This is a genomic window from Bradyrhizobium sp. 613_E4_N2_2 (assembly GCF_052075995.1).
GTDB lineage: Bacteria > Pseudomonadota > Alphaproteobacteria > Rhizobiales > Xanthobacteraceae > Bradyrhizobium > Bradyrhizobium barranii.
The window spans coordinates 5610177-5628819 of record NZ_CP197234.1 but is presented as its reverse complement, the minus strand read 5'-3'; the positions used below and the strand labels follow the sequence as shown (position 1 = coordinate 5628819).

At 60.6% G+C, this 18643-nt stretch carries 15 protein-coding genes and 2 pseudogenes; 13 read left to right on the top strand and 4 right to left on the bottom strand.

Annotation, left to right across the window (positions count from 1 at the left end):
- Positions 1–143: 143 nt before the first annotated feature.
- From AB7290_RS27270 to AB7290_RS27235, 8 genes and pseudogenes are all read left to right on the top strand, one after another.
- A pseudogene (locus AB7290_RS27270) lies at positions 144–258 on the top strand (IS110 family transposase); the annotation flags it as partial.
- A pseudogene (locus tag AB7290_RS27265) lies at positions 240–484 on the top strand (IS110 family transposase); the annotation flags it as partial. The pseudogenes AB7290_RS27270 and AB7290_RS27265, both read left to right, overlap by 19 nt.
- A gap of 672 nt (positions 485–1156) precedes the next feature.
- On the top strand, positions 1157–2128 hold the full coding sequence (locus AB7290_RS27260) for an ArdC family protein (protein WP_441254208.1): 972 nt from the start codon (positions 1157–1159) through the stop codon (positions 2126–2128).
- A gap of 308 nt (positions 2129–2436) precedes the next feature.
- On the top strand, positions 2437–2583 hold the full coding sequence (locus tag AB7290_RS27255; protein WP_155256151.1) for a hypothetical protein: 147 nt from the start codon (positions 2437–2439) through the stop codon (positions 2581–2583).
- Between the two features lie 1229 nt (positions 2584–3812).
- Positions 3813–4136 (top strand): DUF736 domain-containing protein, encoded by a 324-nt coding sequence (locus AB7290_RS27250; RefSeq protein ID WP_085404904.1) that lies wholly within the window; start codon positions 3813–3815, stop codon positions 4134–4136.
- Between the two features lie 41 nt (positions 4137–4177).
- The gene (locus AB7290_RS27245) at positions 4178–5089 is read left to right on the top strand and encodes a DNA -binding domain-containing protein (RefSeq protein ID WP_441254207.1); all 912 of its coding nucleotides are present in this window, start codon (positions 4178–4180) and stop codon (positions 5087–5089) included.
- Positions 5090–5267: 178 nt separating this feature from the next.
- Positions 5268–5486 carry a helix-turn-helix domain-containing protein gene (locus AB7290_RS27240; protein WP_028152368.1) on the top strand — a complete coding sequence of 73 codons (219 nt, stop codon included), beginning with the start codon at positions 5268–5270 and terminating at the stop codon, positions 5484–5486.
- 25 nt (positions 5487–5511) lie between these two features.
- Positions 5512–6012 (top strand): S26 family signal peptidase, encoded by a 501-nt coding sequence (locus tag AB7290_RS27235; protein ID WP_245344264.1) that lies wholly within the window; start codon positions 5512–5514, stop codon positions 6010–6012.
- Positions 6013–6016: 4 nt separating this feature from the next.
- Here the strand turns inward: AB7290_RS27235 and AB7290_RS27230 are convergent, their stop codons facing one another.
- Genes AB7290_RS27230 through AB7290_RS27220 form a run of 3 tightly spaced genes read right to left on the bottom strand, consistent with a single transcriptional unit; the run spans position 6017 to position 10666 of the window.
- Entirely contained in the window at positions 6017–7198 is a 1182-nt protein-coding gene (locus AB7290_RS27230) for a hypothetical protein (protein ID WP_441254206.1), read from the bottom strand.
- Positions 7179–8087: an HET-C-related protein gene (locus tag AB7290_RS27225; protein ID WP_144030850.1), complete on the bottom strand. Its 909-nt coding sequence runs from the start codon at positions 8085–8087 to the stop codon at positions 7179–7181. The genes AB7290_RS27230 and AB7290_RS27225 overlap by 20 nt, the downstream gene beginning before the upstream one ends.
- A complete protein-coding gene (locus AB7290_RS27220) occupies positions 8084–10666 on the bottom strand; it encodes a patatin-like phospholipase family protein (RefSeq protein ID WP_441254205.1) in 2583 nt (860 codons plus the stop codon). The genes AB7290_RS27225 and AB7290_RS27220 overlap by 4 nt, the downstream gene beginning before the upstream one ends.
- A 649-nt stretch (positions 10667–11315) precedes the next feature.
- Here AB7290_RS27220 and rlxS point away from each other — a divergent pair.
- The gene (gene rlxS, locus AB7290_RS27215; RefSeq protein ID WP_085404899.1) at positions 11316–13286 is read left to right on the top strand and encodes a relaxase/mobilization nuclease RlxS; all 1971 of its coding nucleotides are present in this window, start codon (positions 11316–11318) and stop codon (positions 13284–13286) included.
- A gap of 128 nt (positions 13287–13414) precedes the next feature.
- A complete protein-coding gene (locus AB7290_RS27210; RefSeq protein WP_085404898.1) occupies positions 13415–14560 on the top strand; it encodes a nucleotidyltransferase family protein in 1146 nt (381 codons plus the stop codon).
- A 346-nt stretch (positions 14561–14906) separates the two neighbouring features.
- On the opposite strand, the gene AB7290_RS27205 is transcribed toward AB7290_RS27210, so the two are convergent.
- Entirely contained in the window at positions 14907–15050 is a 144-nt protein-coding gene (locus tag AB7290_RS27205) for a hypothetical protein (protein WP_161495930.1), read from the bottom strand.
- 31 nt (positions 15051–15081) lie between these two features.
- Here AB7290_RS27205 and AB7290_RS27200 point away from each other — a divergent pair, with 31 nt between their 5' ends.
- Genes AB7290_RS27200 through trbB form a run of 3 tightly spaced genes read left to right on the top strand, consistent with a single transcriptional unit; the run spans position 15082 to position 18643 of the window.
- Complete coding sequence (locus AB7290_RS27200; RefSeq protein ID WP_085404897.1) at positions 15082–17103, top strand: conjugal transfer protein TraG; 2022 nt, start codon at positions 15082–15084, stop codon at positions 17101–17103.
- 12 nt (positions 17104–17115) lie between these two features.
- Positions 17116–17667, top strand: coding sequence for a hypothetical protein (locus AB7290_RS27195; RefSeq protein ID WP_085404896.1), 552 nt, complete (start codon positions 17116–17118; stop codon positions 17665–17667).
- The gene (trbB, locus tag AB7290_RS27190) at positions 17660–18643 is read left to right on the top strand and encodes a P-type conjugative transfer ATPase TrbB (protein ID WP_080677564.1); all 984 of its coding nucleotides are present in this window, start codon (positions 17660–17662) and stop codon (positions 18641–18643) included. The genes AB7290_RS27195 and trbB overlap by 8 nt, the downstream gene beginning before the upstream one ends.

The following is an 18643-nucleotide window of genomic DNA, read 5'->3' as shown; positions in this document are numbered from 1 at the left end:
CACGACTGGCTGGAGTGGTGTTTGCGCGTAGACGCGTGCGGCCAAGGGCCAGCAGCGGTCTCTCGTGTTGGGGAGACGGCCCCCCTCCGCCACACTGCGTGGCAAGATGAGGTCGTCGCTGACCTCAAACGAAGAAGCCGCCCGTGGAAACGATTGTTCGCATCGGCCTGGATACGTCGAAGATTGTATTTCAGCTGCATGGCGTTGACGGGACAGAGCAGCTGGTTTTTACGGCGTAAGTTGAGGCGCGGGCAGGTTTGTTGCGAACCGTTTTAGTGGCTGGCGCGACGGCTGTGATCGCGGATATGCGCCGACGGAAACTCGCTCCTGGCCCTGGCTGAAAGACATCATCGCACGCAAGCCGCTGAAGCTAGGGGCCATAGCGTTGGCAAACAAGCTGGCGCGGATTGCCTGGAAACTGATGGTCAGCCGCGAGCGGTATCGACCTGCAAGCAGCGTCATGCCGATGCCGACAGAGACTTGAACGAAAAGCAGAGCTTGGCGCCAGACCGGCAGGTTTGACACTAAGGGCGGAACTTGCAGGATAGTAAGAGGTGGTACGTTCGGCGCGAGCCGGTTAGTAAAATGCTCCGCTCGGTTTACCGGCAGAAAATGCCGCTCTCGTGTTTGGATCTCACTGTCCGCGGAGCCCATCTTGGCCGGTGGTCGTAAGACCCGAAAACAGGCCGGACATATGAGCGCAAGCGATCCGAGCAAGCTGCTAGAACCGTCCTTGCAAGTCGGGGGCCGTCCACATATGAACCGAGCCCTTTCGGTCTCGGCCTGCCGGCTTCGATCCCTGGCGTAGGACCATGATGGAGTCGTCGTCCGATATCTCCAAATCTGACGAGTGACTTGACGCGATAATCCACACAGCAGAATTGTCGCCGGAGGCGCTCTTTGATGAAGCCGGCCGCAAGCGGCCTGCGCTTGTTTTTACCCCCGAAGACGGGGTGGGCGGCGCTCCCGCATAGCCCCGAACCGGTGAGCCGCAACCGCGCCCCTCTCTGCTCCTCCAGGACGATCATGATAATGGCGCGGTCCTCCGCTCGCGCTCCGGCCGTTCCGGTGCGGCCCACCTCAGGCGTTCGGGGCTTTCCGGTCGCTCTTCGCCGCCCACCCCGCCTTCCGGGGGCAGGTTGCGGAAGAAGAGTGGATGGAGATCATCATGGCCAAGGGCCGCAAGATTGATTGCACGACAGCGACCAAACCGAGCCTCTACGAAGAAATCACCTCGCACATCATCGCCGACCTGGAGGCCGGCACCTTCCCATGGGCGCGACCCTGGGGCGCGAGTGGTGAGAGCAAGGCGTTTGCGTTGCCCAGCAATGCCGCGACCGGCAATCCCTATTCCGGGATCAATATCCTGATCCTGTGGGGCAAGATGTTTGAATCCGGCTTCACCTCTCAAAGGTGGCTCACCTTCAATCAGGCATCAGCCCTCGGCGGCACCGTACGCAAAGGAGAGCATGGCACGACGGTCTGTTATGCCGACCGCTTCGTCCCCAAGCGCGCGCAAGATTCTGCGCGCCGAGGCAAAGAGGGGCAGGCGGAGGAGGGGGAGGCAAGTATTCCCTTCCTGCGCCGCTACACGGTTTTCAATCTGGATCAATGCGACCAATTGCCGGCCGATCTCAGCCTCGCGTCACCCGAACTGCCCGAGCGGCAGCTCGTGCCGCAGGCCGAGGCGCTCGCCAAGGCAACGCTTGCCGATATCCGCATCGGCGGCGCGGACGCATTCTATCTGCCGCTGGCAGATACCGTTCACATCCCGCCACAGCCGGCATTCTTCGAGCAGATCAACTTCTATCGGACGCTCTTTCATGAGCTCGGACACTGGACCGGCCATCCCAACAGGTTGAACCGCGACCTCACGGGTACCTTCGGCTCGAAACCTTACGCCCATGAGGAATTGGTCGCCGAGTTGACCGCCGCTTTTGTCTGCGCCGCGCTCTCCATCAAGCCGACGGTCCGGCATGCCGACTATCTCGGTTCATGGCTGGACGTGCTCCGCAGCGACAGCCGCGCAATTTTTCGGGCCGCAAGCAAAGCCTCCAAGGCCGCCGATTTTCTGCTCGCGTTCAGCGAAGACAACCGAGCGGCCGCAGCGAAGGCGAGGGCGCCCTGAGCCGCGCCCTCGATGAGCCGCGTGCGGCCGCCGCCTGTGTGCCGCGCTACATGGCGTTTCCGATCGGTCATTAGGACGCCAAATAATCGCTATCTCGGCCCGCGCCTGCGAGATGATTAACCCTTTGTTTACCAGCCCTTGACGCTCTCGATTCGGGCGCAAGGACGCAATTTGCGCCCGAATTCTGCGGTGTCCGAGTCGCCTTGGAGTCAATCGGGCGAGGTGGAAATTTAGCCGGAAGCGATTCTGACGACTCAGCCTATTGGAGGGTCCAAGCAGAGCGCGTGCAGCGCATCATGGAGCCGACCATGGTTGATCCCTTCAAGGCGTTTCCCGAACCGCATGCAGTGAAGCTCAGGCGTATTTGCGTTGCTCAGGTCGTGGTGAGCGTCTCGGCACTGACGTCAACGGCCGTACTGCTGTCGTGCCTCACGATCGTCGTGAACAAGCTCTGATTGGCTGGAAAGAGCGACGCCGTCCTGACGCAGCCTGCAATGCTCTATTGCCAAAACGCCAAAGCCGGATCGTATCGCGCCCGGCGCGTCTACGATCCGGCTTAACGACGAGCTATCGTTCCAGCCATCGCCGTGAGATCAATCAGGTGGCAAGTCCACAAAGGCCAAATGCCTCAGGGGCGTGCCTCTGGCGGGAGCGAAAGCGGGTCTCGATGCCCGAAGACCTACTACTTTTTCTTGGCGGCCTTCTTCGCCTTCTTCGCGACGGTCTTCTTTGCCTTCTTCGCTTTCTTAGCCATATGCCCTCCGTCAATCCTCAATGGATGCAAACCGGGAATCGGTATGCACAGAAAAAAGTGTAACACTGTTTTGAAAGATTGACAGTGAGGCGGCTTGATTGCGCTTTTCGAGTCGCTCGACGTTGTTCGAGAAGATAGCGCTGCATGAGAAGAGCGACCGATGCCGTCGCATCGCTGCCGCGGCAATTCCAGGCAACGGCTGCCCCATGAGACAGCGATCTCAAGAGAAGGCAGTCCCAAGAGAAGGCGATCCTAAGTGAGCCGCCTCCAACACGCGGCTCCGTGCTCGCAGGACGCCTTTAAGAGAAAGCCGTGACGAGAGGGCCCCGCGACCGATGCTGGCGGAGACCGTTGGCGTCAGTCGGTGGATTTCCTGATCAAGGCGACGAGCGCTGTTGTCGTCCTCGCCGGCCGCCCGGCCGAGAATGCGGCAGAGCTGGCAGGCCGGAGGTTGGCGCTGCCAGGGCGAGGTTCACATGGTCTTTGCTGCTATTTCGCCGGAGCAGGTCCAACCTGTAGCGATCGCGATACACCGGGGCATGTCACGAACGTCAGAGCGGGTCTCGGCGGCCTTGTCGCGGTTGGGGATGATGTCGACGCCGAGGCACTGATGAGAGACTGCGGTAGCCCTCGAGCGCCATCTCGAAACATCCCGACGTGCGTCGGCCTTTGTCCTTGTGTTAGCGGGTCCGATCTCCCTGCGCGTGGCTGAGTGACCTATGGGAAGCGCTCCGCCTGCCAAACCCTCGCTCGCATAGCTTTTTTCCCCGCCGGACAAGTCCGGCTCCTCGCGGCCGCTTCGCCATCGGCTCAGGTGCTCCGCGTGCGCTACGCCCCGCGTGAACGCGGGTTCGAAGGCGTTTCGCTTCCCATCACGGTCGAGCCATCACGAGGGGATCGGCTCCTCGCGAACACAAAAGGACAAAGACCATGACCGCGATCGGATACGTCACCAAGAACGACAACGGCAGCTACAAGGGCCAGCTCCGCACGGTTTCCATCAGGGCCGACATCGACATCATCCCCAACCGCGACAAGACCGCCGAGACCCATCCGGACTTCCGCGTCATGACCCAGGGCGTCGAGATCGGGGCAGGCTGGATCCGCCGCGGCGAGAACAGCCGCAAGGACTATGTGGGCCTCTCGCTGGCAGCGCCCGAGTTCGGTCCGCGCAAGCTCTACGCCAATCTCGGCCGAGCCGCCGGCCAGGACGACGACAGCGTCTTCGCCCTGATCTGGAACCCCGGCGACTAACGCCAACGGCCCCCGCGAACACCGGTCGCGGGGGCCCTCACTTGACCGCTCTCTCGGAGTTGCGCTCGTGCCTCAATTGGTCGAAACCATCTGCATTGGGACATTGTCTGCTGGGGCGACCATTGGAAAATTCTGTCACGCCGTCGCGCGAAGGCGCCGGTGATCGTGCTGCCCGCGATCCTGTCGGCTGCAATCCCGTCGCCTATGACGGCAGCGATTGGGCCTGGGAGTTCCTGCGCCGCAACGAGGACTACGCCAAAGACTGGCGCTGCTCTGTGCCACAACGCTTGCCTTGCATCACGCTGATCGACGGCACAAAGCTGTTGCGGCTGCCGAGACGCTTTCCCCGGGCGGAGAAATGGGGCCTCCACGCCTTCGCCAATCCCACGCTTGATGCCGCCCAAACGCCCGTGTTCTGGCATGCGAGCGCTCTCAAACGCGTGGTCCGGTTGAAGGCAACTCGGCCGACAGGGGAGGACAAAAGCGGCGCGATGACACTCGCAGATTTCAAGGTTGATCGACGTGCCGTGATCGACGCCGAAGGCGTCCCGCTCGTCCTCTTGAAAGGCGGCGGGGTCCATATCCCCCTCGAAATCCACGGCCTGCGCGCCCTGACATTGCCCTTCGCGCCAGTCTTCGAACTGCACGATCTCGCCGATCTCTCGGCCCAGACGGACCTCCTGAAGCAGCTCAAGCGCTTCACTGAGCAGGGCTTCCAGGCCTCTCAGCGATCGCCATTTGCAAACGACGAGCGCTTGCAACACGCGCTCATCGCGCTCGATGAGAGCCGTCGTGGCAAGACTTACCGCGAGATCGCGATCACGATCTTCGGAGAGAAGAAAGTCACCGAGGAATGGCGCAGCCATAGTCAATTCTTGAAGGACCGCACGCGACGGCTCGTCGCGAAAGGCAACGAGCTCATGCGAGGTGGCTATCGAGACTTCCTGGGTTAACGAGGCCTTGCCGGATTAGCCGACTGGCCGAGTTCCCCGCTCACTAGACCAATTTTGCGCGCGCCTAGTGGCGAAATGCGCCTCGCCCAACTTCGCCACTCCCTAAACCGCTCCCGATCGGACGACGCTTCTTCACACACCTACGGGTTGCGTGGGCTGTAAGAAGGAACACTTCTGCATGACCGGAAACGACGACAAGGAAGCCGAGAAGCCCTTTCTCAACACCGTAGAGGCCGCAGCCTGGCTGCGGCTCACCAAGAACACCCTCGAGAAGATGCGGGTGGACGGACGAGGGCCCGCCTACCGCAAGCACGGGCGCTATGTCCGCTACCACATCGAAGACCTCGTCGCATACTCTGAGGCCAGCAAGCGGAGGTCGACCTCCGATGCGGATTGATCACCCAAGGCGGCGTCAATTGGCTGTGCTCTCGGCCATGTCCGCCGGCATCATCACGGCGCTGATATCGTTCGTGCCGGAAGAGCCGCTGATCATCTACAACGCCTCTGGCAGCGCGCCGCTCGGCTTCTACTACGTCGAGCTAGGGGTGCCCGCGAAGGGCGATCTGGCCGTGTTCAGGCCGCCGCCGACCATCGAGATCCTGATCCTAGTCCACGACGTCCTGCCGGCGCCCGTCCCGCTCCTGAAGCAAGTCATGGCCAGCGCCGGCGACGAAGTCTGTCGCGCCAAGGAGCCGATTGGCACCATCTCCATCAACGGGAAGGTGATCGCCGAGGTGCTGGACAAGGACCGGGCAGGGCGGCCGCTGCCGTCCTGGGAGGGATGCGTGAGGCTGGTCGAAGGGGAGTATTTCCTGATGCAGCCGCACCCGCACTCGTTCGATTCGAGGTACTTCGGGGCGGTGCTTCGGTGCGATATTATCGGCGTCGCACGGCCGCTCTGGACCTGGAATCCAAACAATTAGCTGGCTACGGACACCCTGCCTCGGGCCGGGGTCCGTTGACCCGCGTGCAGATCCGGTCTTGAAGTGTCTCCATGTAGACGCCCGTTTCCCGGTAGATGAAGGTAAGGACCGGACCTAGATCACCATACAGCACGGCAACGGGCGCAAAGTTTGGATCGCCGGCCTTGGCTGGCAGTTTGTCGGCGACCGGCTTGAGCTGTTCGGCCATGCGCCGCAGCCGTTGCTCCATTGGAGGATGCGAAATCGAACGTCCGGGATATGAGACTTGTCCCCTTTTGCCCTTAAGGACATCGCAGACAAACGCCCTTGCGTTTTTTTCGATCTGGGCCACCGGCGTTGGAAACTCTGTGGGCTCGAATGCCTTGTGCAGAGGCTGCGGGCTTATGAAATCCCGCCGGGCGTTCAGTTTCTGCCAGCCATCCGCGGCGAGAGCCAGTTGGTCAATATTGGAATAGACCGAGCCACGTTCGGACAGGATCGGATCGCGATAGGGAGGGGCGCCAACCAGCTTGACCAGAATTTCGAAGGAGCTCGCGTCGGCTTCCTCCTCCATCTTCGTCGATACCGGATCGCAGCTCGCCCGCAGGATCTCCAGCTTGGCCGCGGGTGGCTGACCAATATCGATTCTTTCGGCCCTTCCGGCATATTCACCAAGTCGTTTCTGATGGAGATGGCCCAATTCGTGGGAAAGGACGTATAGCAGGGCTAGGCTCTCTCGCGGTTCCTTGCGGCCTGCCTTGGCAAAGATACTCACGGCGCTCGATGAGCAGCGTAGCTCCATGTGCTCGACAGAAGTGATGACGCAACCGCCACGGACGCTGATTGGATCGATCGGATCGGTGTCCCGGGGCACGCGGGTTGCGCAACCTGAGGGATCCGTACCTCCCTTTGCTGCGTCGATCACGACGTAAACATCCAAGGTCTTGCCATCGGTCGATGGGGCAGGCGGATTGATGGCGATAGAGGTGATGGCCAGCGGTTTGCCAATGACGGCATAGGCATCGATCGCCCGCTCCATCGTCGGCTGTATGAATTTGTTGTTCGAGCTATCGAGACGGCAGCCCGAAATTTTGGGTGTCGCGGCGGGACTCTGTGCTCCGGCGGTATCGGTCAGAAACCAAGCAAGCGTAATGATCAGCAGGTGGCAGGGTAGGCCGCGGCGCATGTCATAGACCTCTGCGATCAATCATGACTTCAAAGGCGACATTCGGGCCGTTGACCTCCTTCAAGATCGGCCAGCGCTGGAATGCTTCCTGCACGAGTTGAACCGATGCCTTCCGGGCGACAAATACCGCGAGCCGATACAAGCTGAGATTGGTCAAATGCGGGACGAGACGCTTCCCGCTGACCGTGTCGGCCGAATCCTTCGCCAGATTATGATGGGAAATCGTGCCGTCCGGACAGTCCTTGGGAAATCCCCAGGACACATAACCCGAGACGAGCCCCTGCGACCTGAGCGCCATGATGGTGTCCTGATCGGCCTTGCGCCAGGGTCCGATGACGACAATGTCGTCGGGATTTTTCACCTTGGGAACTTGCAGCTCGATGTAATTGCTATGTGCGTAGAAATCCTGCACAGCATGGAGCGCTTGCCCTAAGGCAAAGAACGCGCGCTTCGCCGCCGCAACCGACTCCGTCTTGTCATCCTTGTTTTTCGCGGCAAGCGTCGCATCCGCCTCCAGGCCAACCTCATTGATGAGCGCTGCCAGATAGGTCTCCGCCCCCTCAAAATGGCAGTTGTCAAAATGCGCCTTCGATTCAAACTGATGTAGAATATCCTGAGTGTAGAGCGCCTTGCGGAGCTCGCCCACGAACTGATTGGCGACCAGTCCCTCAAGCAATTCCCGGTGTGTCGGAAAGTCGAACGGCCTGTCGCAGTCAACGCAAGTCGCGACAGCGTTGGACTTAAGCAGGTCGGGAACGGTCGCGCTGAGAGGCTTTGGCGGGGTCGTTCCGCTCTGTGCTATCGCACTTGACGCGACGATCATCGCAAAGACCGACGAAATCAACCCAAGGCGCATCGGCCGCGCTCTGTTGAGGGAAAATAGCAATCCGGACACGGCGGCAGGGTTCATAGCACGCCGTCCATGAGTGCCTCCCTGACGGCCTTGACCGCCGGGTTTTCGGCATTGATCGTCAAGAGCCGCTCGGTTCCATAGACTTGCATTCGATCTTGCCCTCGCAATAACCGGATCGCGATGTGAAATCCCAGCGCGCGATATGCCTCGAATTGTTCTTCGCTGAAGAACTGGTCGCCCGTCGTTTCATGAGGAAATGCGGTGTAGCGGCGGCCGTAATCGCGGACATAGTCGTTCTCGTCTCCGCTCAACGACGATTTGATGTACAGGAGCCAACCCTCCTGTCCACCGTCATACTCAATTCTACCGATCGCTGCGTGAGGTCCCGCTTCTTCGATCGTGGGGCTCTCCGCCGAACCGCCATCGCCCATATTGGTGATAGTGCGGCTCCTGATCTTGTCCCAAGGCATCCAAATACGCACCCCCAAGTCGATGCGAGCATACCGTTGAAGCGCAAGGAACGAGGGAAAGCGCATTGCCGGATCGGCCTCCGCATCGACGGCGACAATGACCTTGCAGCGGCGGCGCAGTAGCTCGTAGATGCCGAGATTTTCAATGTGGCCGCCGTCGGTCAGGTAGACGTCCTCACTGTTCTCAGTGAGTCTCCCGGTAATCTCATTCAAAAGATACCAACGGTTTGAAGTGAGGCGCTTGCCCGGTTGGGACAGCGCTTTGGGATTCTTCAACCAGTAGCCGGTGCGGACATTCAACAAGGCGAGCGTGGCTGTGAGTGCCTTGATGGAATTGGCGCCCATGTTTGACGAGAACGCGGCCCCCGAGACGGCCATTGCCGTTGCAAGGTCGAGGCCCGTGTCGAGCTCCATCTTCTCGGTTTTGCAATAAGTGGTAGCGACGCTTCCGATGTAGGCGGGCGAAAATAGAAAGAAGTCGGCATTACGACCACGACGATTGGCATAGTCCGAGCCCTGAATATTGAGCGCGGCGTTGATCAATTGGTAAGGCCCCTTGAGCTTGTCCTTGACCAAATCGGAAAGCTGCAAGGTGTCGAGCGGCTCGAAATCGCGGCCCTGATCCATGTCGTCGAAGCGTTTTCGCTGGGTCTTCGCCTTGCTAGGGTCGAACAGGAAAGCCTTTGAGAGACGGTCGCGATAAAGACGGTGTAGCGAATTCGCATTCGGCGTGAGCTTGTAGGAGATGAGAAAGAGCAAAGCTCCAAAAGCGAAGTATAGGACTGCGATGCCCCAGGTTGGCGCAGTCTTACCGACCGCTGCCTGTCCGATCAGGTAGTTTGGCAATTTGGCCGCGCCAAGCAGCCAGCTCGGTGTGTGTCCGTACGGTTCGGGGATGGGCGAGACCTCGTCAGGACGGTCAGAGCACGGGCTGTTCGCGCCCGATGTAGATGCGCTCTGCCTGCAATCCAGCGAGCCTGAAAATTTGATTCCCGGCCCGTCGATTTGCATCGTTCCATGAATGGGAGGCGGGCCCGCGGGACGTGGACGCGGTGAAGGTCCCGTATTTTCGATAGCCCAGTAGCACAGATAGAGAAAGCCAATCCAGATCAAGAGCGGCATGGCCGCGCCTGCGATCCAGATCGCCGCTTCGCTGAGCAGTGCGGCGGCCTTGGTCGAGATCGCCGAAGAGGATGTGACGGATTTGAACAGTGTCCCAATTTGCTGACGGAAGAACGTCACAACGGCAGCGATCGGGGTCGCGATGGCCGCCAAACCATGGATCGCGGAGGTCAGAAGCGCTTCGCTTGAACCTGCAGCAGTGGTGCGTTCGGAGAGCTCAAACATTCCTTCGAGGGCATAGGGCTGAAGTTCGCAGAAGAATGCCATGGCGATGAAGAACAGACAGCTGACCCCGAAAACTGGCGGCCATGAGGCGAACTCCGATTGTTTGGCACCGGGCGAGGACCGTCTGACAGCCCAGATCAGGAACAGGATCGTGACGATAAGCGCGACGGCCAACGTGATGCCAAAATTGTTGACCGGTACGAGCCAGTCCAGATTGTAGCCGAAGAAATCCGGCGTCCGAAGGCTTGACCGCGTTGGATTGGTCGCGATGACCAGAATCGCCGCCAAGAGGATAAACGGCAGCGTCAACGCCGCGTTCGCGATCAAACCGCGCAGGATGATCGCCACCGCGGTGACGACATCCCGGCCGCCGCGCGGAATGAGATAGTTGGAATAGTTGCGCAAGTGAGCGACGGAATCGGTATCCTTGACGTCAGAGGGGGCAGCCGTGTCGGGATCTTTCGATCTTGTGGACTCGCCAAACACGAACTCGCCGGTCTCGGACTTGTTCATGGTGGCGCTGATCGATGCGCCGAGATACCCGCCGCCGGAGACCGTCGAGAGATAGTCAAAACGGCCAAAGATGCCGTGCTCATTGAACGCCTGCGTCACACCGAGGCAGAACGATGCCGACCTTATGCCTCCGCCCGACAGGGAAAGAGCCGCGACCGCTAACGGAGGTGCGCCCGGGCCAACGCCTTTGAGGTCGATCTTGCGTCCTTCGGTGCGCTTTTCAATGAATCTTATCTCCTTCCGGACCATCTCCTCAAAATTGTCCGGGTAAGCCGCTTGTCCAGTCGTGGCCGCTGGTCCTGCCACGGTTGCTGGTTCTTTCGTAGCCGCTGAGCTTGTCGTGGTCGCTGGTTCTGTTGTGGCTGTTGGTTCCATGCTGCCTCAGTAAACCGGTCCAAAAGTTTATGACTTGAGAGGTGCAGGCGCTGTCGCCTGGAAGCGACCGCGAATGCACGAGGCGTGTCTGCCGCAAGTGTTCGCCAGCCGATCAGTCGCGCGAGGCGCCTGCGAAAACGTCTGGCGCATCGTCGAAGTGAATGCCGGCAGGCAACAAACCTCGGAGTCCTATTGCGCGCGGCCGAGCGGGGGGGCCTGCGCATATTCCTTCGAAAAGCAGCAACCGGCGTACGCAAGGTCGCCGCCAGAAGCGGCGCACAATTCGCGGCCAGAACAGAGCTTCCGATCAACGCGAAATTTGCGTCCAATAAGCTCAACCTCAAATTGATCTAACTATGTCTTACCAACAGAGCAAGTCAATGGGAGGGCAAGATAAAAGCAGTGGCGCTTGGACGCACCTAACTCCTTGTCTGCACATCCCAGATTTGGCGCCGTCGAGATGCGGGGTGTCGCCAGACCACGCCTATAGCGATGGTGTTCCTGCATGATTGCGTCTGCGTCTTGGCGCACTGCCGATCACCCCACATATCGGTCGCGCTCTTGAGTTGGACGCAAGGTCATGGACGAGATCGACGACGAATTCGACGTAAAGCTTGGCAAGATCGGCAATCGACAAACGAAGAAGGCGGCGAGCTATCTCCGTCGCGTCCGCCAGGAGGCTCAGAAGGCCGGCGCCAGCTCGCAGCGAGCCTCGTCATTCACGGGCGGCAGGATTGGTCGCGGTCACGCCCAGGGCGCAACGCTTGCCGGACGCGGTCGTGCGACAGGCCAGCGGCGCGTTGTGGTCAAGGCGCGCATCGTCCGCATCAAGTCGGGCGAGACAGGTGCTGTCCGCGCGCACCTACGTTACGTCCAACGCGACGGCGTCACGCGCGAGGGAACACCAGGCGAATTATACGATGCCGAGGCCGACCGCGCCGACGCCAAGGCGTTCACCGAGCGTAGCGCCAGCGACCGCCACCAATTTCGCTTCATCGTCGCGCCTGAGGACAGCGCGGAACTGGCCGATCTAAAGCCGTTCGTGCGCGACCTCATGCGCCAAATGGAACAGGATTTTGGCACCCGGCTCGACTGGGTCGCCGCCGATCATTTCAATACGGGGCATCCGCACACCCATTTGGTGCTGCGCGGCAGGGACGATCAGGGAGATGACCTCGTCATCGCTCGCGACTACATCTCGCACGGCTTGCGCGCGCGGGCGGCCGACCTCATCACCCGAGAGCTTGGCCCAGAGACCGAGATCGAGGCGGCTCGCAAGCTGCAGCAAGAGGTGACGGCAGAGCGGCTCACTCGCCTCGACCGGGCGATTGTGCGCGACGCTCGTGATGGCCATCTGGACGTTGGGGCGCGGCCACAGAAGGACTCGGCCTGGCATGCCGCACGAACAGGGCGGCTACGAACGCTTGAGCGAATGGGATTGGCCGAAGAGGAAATCCCTGGACGCTGGCGGATCGATGCCGAGCTTGAGGCAAAGCTCAGGCGTATGGGTGAACGGGGCGACATCATCAAGACCATGCATCGCGAGCTCGGCGAGGCGGGTTTAGCAAGGGCGGCTGGGAACTATGCGATCTTCGATCCGGCACGGGACGGTCAGCGTGTGATCGGGCGGATTGTCGGCGAGGGGTTCTCGGATGAACTTAGCGAACGCCGCTATGTCGTGATCGATGGGGCGGACGGACGAACGCACTATGCCGAGATTGGTGCTTTGGCCGGTCATGACGACGCCCCCGTACGTAATACCATCGTTGAGCTTAGACCGCGGTCTGCCGAGCCACGTGAGATCGACCGGACGATCGCGAGGATCGCGGACGCCAATCGCGGCATCTACAGCGACCAGCTGCATCGGGAGTTCGACCGGAAGGCCTCTGGCGAGTTCATCGCGGCACACGTGCGGCGTCTGGAGACGATGCGGCAGGATGGGTTGGTGAGCCGATCAGTTGAGGGAGGCTGGAGCGTAGGCGCAGATCACCTCGACCGGGCGCTTCGATACGAGGCGCTGCACCGGTCGCGCAATCCCGTGCAGATCGTGGTTCTCTCTTGGCAAAGGCTCGAGGACTTGCCTCAAGTGGTGGGCGCAACCTGGCTCGATCGCAAGCTCGTCTCGAAAGATCGTGACGCGTTCGCGTCCATGGGGTTCGGCGCTGAGGTCGAAATAGCTCTCCGCACGAGGCGGCAATGGCTCATCGATCAAGGGTTCGCAAGGGAGGAAGAGGGGCAGGTACGCTACGCGCGGAATATGCTACGGACACTCGAGGTGCGTGAGTTGGCAAGGACTGCGGCCGATATCTCTGCTCGAACCGGGCTCGAATTTCGCGACGTGAAGCCCGGCGATAGCGTCAGCGGTACCTACCGGCGGATGCTGACGCTGAACAGCGGTCGCTTCGCCCTGATCGAGCGATCCCACGACTTTGCGCTGGTGCCTTGGCGACCTGTCCTGGAGCGAGCGCGCGGGCAGCTGGTGACCGGCAGCGTCGGTGGGGGCGGCATATCCTGGTCGATCGGGCAAAAGCGCGGTTTGGGTATAAGTTAGGAAATCTGGCTGTAAGCCTCTGACTTACAATAGTTATACTATTTATGCGTAAATAGTATAACTGGCTTGTCGGTGGGTTCCGGGAGGTATACTGTTTTCGCGAAAATAGTATAACTCAGGGACCCACCATGGCTCCAACCCAACCCCTCGATATCTCGTACCAGACCCTCTATTCGGAGCTGGTCCAGCGCAGCCTCGACGAGAGCTTTACGTCCGAGTTTTCCTCGGATGGCAGGTTCGTGGCTGTCGAGGTCAAGGGCAAGAAGTACTGGTACTTCGACAAGCCCAAGCCTGATGGCGGCGGCCAGGATCGTAGCTACGTCGGTCCCGTGGACGATCCCGAAATCACAAAAAGGGTCGAAGCCTTCAAGGAACTGAAGGCCGACATCAAAGGACGCCGTCGTCTCGTCTCCACACTCGTCCGCGAGGCCTACCTGCCGCGTCCGCTCGCGCTCGCAGGCCAAGTCGTCGAACAATTGGCAAAAGCCGGCTTCTTCCGAATGAGGGGAGTCCTCGTCGGCACGGTCGCCTACCAATGCTACTCCGCCATTCTCGGCCGGCGCCTCGATGCAGTTGCCATGCAAACCGGTGATGCCGACTTTGCGCAATTCCACGAGATTTCGGTGGCCATCAAGGACTCCATCCCGCCCATCTTGCAGGTGCTGCAGGAGGTCGATCCGACGTTTCGCGAGGTGCCGAGTCAAACGGATAGCAGGGTCTCAACTCAGTTCGTTTCGAAGGAAACCAACTTCAAAGTCGAATTCCTCACGCCCAACCAATGGTCCGATGACCAGGCAGGCAAGCCCGTTCCCATGCCCGCCTTGGGCGGCGCTTCGGCGTTTCCGCTACGATTCCTCGACTTCCTGATCCACCAGCCGGTCCGCGCGGTGCTTTTGCACGGTGCCGGCGTGCCAGTTCTCATTCCATCGCCGGAACGCTACGCCGTTCACAAGCTCATCGTCGGATCCCGCCGGAAGATCGACGGCGATCCGAGCGCTAAAAGCTCGAAGGATCGCCTCCAGGCAAAATCCATCATCGAGGCCATGACTGCCAATCGTCAGCATGCCGACCTCGCATCGGCTTTCGTGGAGGCCTGGGATCGTGGTGATCATTGGAAAACAGCGATCCGCGCGAGCATTGCGACTTACGACGAGGACTTCCAGACCTCTCTCCGAACTGAGCTCACGAAGGGGATAAGGGAGATAGGCTCAAATCCCGAAGACTACGATCTCCCACAGCCGCCAACCGGCGGAAGTGCCGAGACACAGGAATGAACCGCAGAAAATTGCGATGAACAGGCGACAAATCGTACTGAGAATATTCGGCCCGCCGATCGCCGAACTTGCAACTACATGCTGCTGATGGTGCTGGTGATGATGTTCACCATCATCAGCAAAGACGTAGCGATCGTGGCTATCGGATGGAAGTTCCACCTTGCGCTGCCGCTGAGTAGCTTCGCCTAAGCGCAATTTGGTCTTGGTAGACGAAGCATCGAGCTCTTGCGCTTCGCGGCAAATGTCACTTGCCGAGGCGAGTCGTGCCGCCTTCAGGTAAGCGAGCCGCCGCGTTGTAAGGCGCTGCCTTGCACGCGCGCGAATTAATCCTACTTACGCTAACCGATCACACGCTGTTGAAGCGTTCGACCATGCTGTATCGGATTTGCTCTTCAAGTCGATTGATCCCATCGCGTTTGACCAGGCTCGCGCTCATCGACAGCACGAATTTTAATTTCGATTGAAGGCTTGCCGGATTCACCGTTCTCATCGCGCCGCTCACATCGAGCGGGTGGCAGCGAATGTTTCCGGCAAAAATCTATGTTGGCCAAATCACCGTCGTGTTCGGCATCGTCGCCGCATCGACATGGGGAGCGACACAATGGACTGCGGCGGCTCTCGGATATCAGCCGCGGCTCGGCGATCCCTGGTTTCTCATTGCCAACTATCCGATCTATCTGCCCTGGCGGTTGTTCGAATGGTGGTTTGCCTTTGAGGCCTATGCGCCTGAAATTTTCGAAGAAGGCGGTGCTATCGCGGCATCCGGCGGGGTTGTCGGTGCGCTCTTTGCGATCGTCAATTCGGTGTGGCGCGCACGCCAAAATCAACTCGTAACGACGTATGGCTCAGCCCGCTGGGCAGAGATGCATGAAATCAAGGCCTCGGGCCTATTCACCGCCAAGGGCGTATTCCTCGGGCGCCTCGAGAACAACTATCTGCGTCACGATGGACCGGAACATGTGATGTGCTTTGCGCCAACGCGTTCGGGCAAGGGTGTGGGGCTCGTATTGCCGACGCTGCTGTCGTGGACCTCGTCTGCGGTGGTGCACGACATCAAAGGCGAGAACTGGCAGCTGACGGCGGGCTGGCGCTCAAGCTTCTCGCATTGCCTCCTGTTCAATCCGACCGACCAAAAAAGTGCCCGCTACAATCCTTTGCTCGAAGTCCGCAAAGGAGCGGCCGAGGTCCGCGACGTCCAGAATATCGCCGATATCCTCGTCGATCCTGAAGGAGCGCTCGAACGCCGCACCCATTGGGAAAAGACCAGCCATTCGCTCTTGGTCGGCGTCATCCTTCACGTCCTCTATGCCGAAGAGCAGAAGACGCTCACACGGGTCACCGAGATCCTGGCCGATCCCGCGCAGTCGTTCGAGAAGACGCTCAGGATTATGCTCGCCACGAACCATCTGGGAACGGCGAAGGAGCCGAAGGTCCACCCGGTAGTGGCCGCGACCGCGCGCGAGCTTCTGAATAAATCAGAGAACGAGCGCTCGGGCGTCCTCTCGACGGCTGTCAGCTTCCTAGGGCTCTATCGCGACCCAATCGTCAGCCGCAATACCGAGAGCTGCGACTGGCGAATTGCCGATCTGGTTGGTGCAGGCAAGCCGGTCACACTTTATCTCGTTGTCCCCCCGTCGGACATTAGCCGCACCAAGCCGCTGATCAGGTTGATCCTCAATCAGATCGGTCGCCGGCTGACCGAAGCGTTGAACGCCGGAAATGGCAAACAGCGTCAGCTCTTGATGATGCTGGATGAGTTTCCAGCGCTCGGCCGGCTCGACTTCTTCGAGAGCGCGCTAGCCTTCATGGCTGGCTATGGCATCCGAGCGTATCTCATTGCGCAGTCGCTCAATCAGATCGCGAAAGCCTACGGCGAGAACAATGCCATCCTGGACAATTGCCATGTCCGTATTGCCTTTGCCGCAAATGACGAACGCACGGCAAAGCGCATCTCGGACGCACTAGGAACTGCCACCGAACTGCGCGCTCAACGCAACTATGCAGGTCATCGGCTCGCGCCTTGGCTCGGCCACGTCATGGTTAGCCGCCAGGAAACCGCCCGGCCACTCCTGACTCCGGGGGAGGTGATGCAGTTGCCGCCCGATCAGGCGATCGTCCTCGTTTCGGGTCTAGCACCGGTCAGAGCTTCCAAGCTCCGCCACTATGAGGACGCCAATTTCGTCGGTCGTTTACATCGGCCGCCGGAGCTCGACGGTGCCGAGTATCGCGATCGTCCTGAAGCGCGAGCCGACGACTGGGGCGGACAGACCCGCGCTGTCGATCTTCGCCTCGCGACGACCCCGTATCGCGACCTTATGCAGGAAGACGGCGCAGAGGGAGGTCTCAAACAGCAATTGTCGCTGTTGGACGAGTCCACCCCGCCTGTGAGTGAAGGCCGTTTCGTCGAGGAACGCCTGCTCGACGATGACGAGGATACAGCCGCCGATCGCAATCAGATGCAGCGCGCTGCAAGCCCATCCAGCTCCATACGTCAAGCGCACGCCGTCACCCGCGATGACGACGATCTTCTTCCTTCCTTTTGATGAGCTGACCCCATGAAACCGAAACTCTCGGCTTACGTCTCCGATAGCGTCGCTCAGCGACTGGAACTTGCCGCAAAGCGTCCTGGCAGCAACAAGTCGGCCATCGTGGATGCCGCGCTCGACCGCTTTCTGAATCCAGAGCGAGACACAAGTGGCGACGCGGCGCTGATCCGAAGACTTGACCGCGTGAGCCGGCAGCTCGAACGAGCCGACCGCGACCTCTCGGTCATGGCCGAGACCATCGCACTTTTCATTCGGTACTACCTGACAATTACCCCACCGCTGCCCACTGGTGACCAAGACGCCGCCCGCGCTTTGGGGCGCGAACGGTTCGAAATGTTCGTCGCCCAGGTCGGCAAACGGGTCGCCTCCGGTGGTCGGCTTGTGACTGACGTCATGGATCGCGTCAGCGCCTCGAAGCCAGATCTCTTTATGCGGAACCTGGAGGAGGGGGCCCCTCTGGGCACTGCCCAGCCTACCGACGTCGGATCCCGTGCGCCGAAGGCGGCGGGCGAGCCGCCGGAGCATTCTCCGGCAGGGCGAGAGGAGGTCGGCAATGTCTGATCTCCTCTCGTCCGAGACCCGGGAGCGGCGGCGCGGCATGCTGCGGACCGCAATGGGGCCGGCAATCGCCGTCGCGCTCGAAGAACCCGACGTTGTCGAGGTGATGGTCAACCCTGACGGGAAGCTGTGGCTCGATCGACACGGTTCGGGCCGCGCCGACACGGGCGTAGTCCTGACGCCACAGGAGTCCGAGCGGATCATCCGCTTGGTCGCCAGCCACGTTCGCGCGGAGGCGAGCGGCACGTCGCCGATCGTTTCGGCCGAGCTCCCGGAGACTGGCGAACGCTTCGAGGGTGTTTTGCCTCCAGTCTCTCTGGCGCCATGCTTCGCCATCCGCAAGCCAGCCACAACGACATTCCGTCTCGCCGATTACGTTAGGGCGCAGACCGTTTCGCCCGTCATGGCCAACGTGTTGACGACCGCAGTGAAGGAAGGGCGCAGCATCCTGATCGCCGGCGGCACCGGTTCGGGCAAAACAACGCTCGCCAACGCGCTGCTGGCCGAGATTGCTGGTCTTGAGGAGAGGGTGGTCATTATCGAAGACACCCGCGAACTGCGCTGCGACGCAAGGGACGCAGTGACCTTGCGGACCAAGCCGGGCGTGGCAAGCCTCGCCGATCTGGTGCGGTCGACGCTGCGTTTGCGTCCCGACCGCATCGTTGTCGGAGAAGTCAGAGGGGCCGAAGCCCTCGACATGCTGAAGGCCTGGAACACTGGCCACCCGGGCGGCATCGCCACCGTCCACGCCAATTCGGCGCGAGCCGCCCTCTACCGGATCGAGCAACTGATCCAGGAGGCCGTCGCAACGGTCCCGCGTCGTCTCATTGGCGAGGCCATCGACCTGATCGTCTTCATCAAGGGGCGGGGTCCCGCCAGACGTATCGAGACGATCACCGAACTCAGGGGCCTCGATTCATCCGGCGATTACCTGCTCGAGACCCCGCCCGGACTTCCAAACACCGCCCATCGTTCTTGA

Bases quoted from the DNA above. Each gene is read 5' to 3' on its own strand.
- AB7290_RS27210 (WP_085404898.1), top strand. From the start codon at position 13,415: ATGGCTCCAACCCAACCCCTCGATATCTCGTACCAGACCCTCTATTCG.
- AB7290_RS27205 (WP_161495930.1), bottom strand. From the start codon at position 15,050: ATGAGAACGGTGAATCCGGCAAGCCTTCAATCGAAATTAAAATTCGTG.
- AB7290_RS27260 (WP_441254208.1), top strand. From the start codon at position 1,157: ATGGAGATCATCATGGCCAAGGGCCGCAAGATTGATTGCACGACAGCG.
- rlxS (WP_085404899.1), top strand. From the start codon at position 11,316: ATGGACGAGATCGACGACGAATTCGACGTAAAGCTTGGCAAGATCGGC.
- AB7290_RS27225 (WP_144030850.1), bottom strand. From the start codon at position 8,087: ATGAACCCTGCCGCCGTGTCCGGATTGCTATTTTCCCTCAACAGAGCG.
- AB7290_RS27200 (WP_085404897.1), top strand. From the start codon at position 15,082: ATGTTTCCGGCAAAAATCTATGTTGGCCAAATCACCGTCGTGTTCGGC.
- AB7290_RS27240 (WP_028152368.1), top strand. From the start codon at position 5,268: ATGACCGGAAACGACGACAAGGAAGCCGAGAAGCCCTTTCTCAACACC.
- AB7290_RS27250 (WP_085404904.1), top strand. From the start codon at position 3,813: ATGACCGCGATCGGATACGTCACCAAGAACGACAACGGCAGCTACAAG.
- AB7290_RS27255 (WP_155256151.1), top strand. From the start codon at position 2,437: ATGGTTGATCCCTTCAAGGCGTTTCCCGAACCGCATGCAGTGAAGCTC.
- trbB (WP_080677564.1), top strand. From the start codon at position 17,660: ATGTCTGATCTCCTCTCGTCCGAGACCCGGGAGCGGCGGCGCGGCATG.
- AB7290_RS27195 (WP_085404896.1), top strand. From the start codon at position 17,116: ATGAAACCGAAACTCTCGGCTTACGTCTCCGATAGCGTCGCTCAGCGA.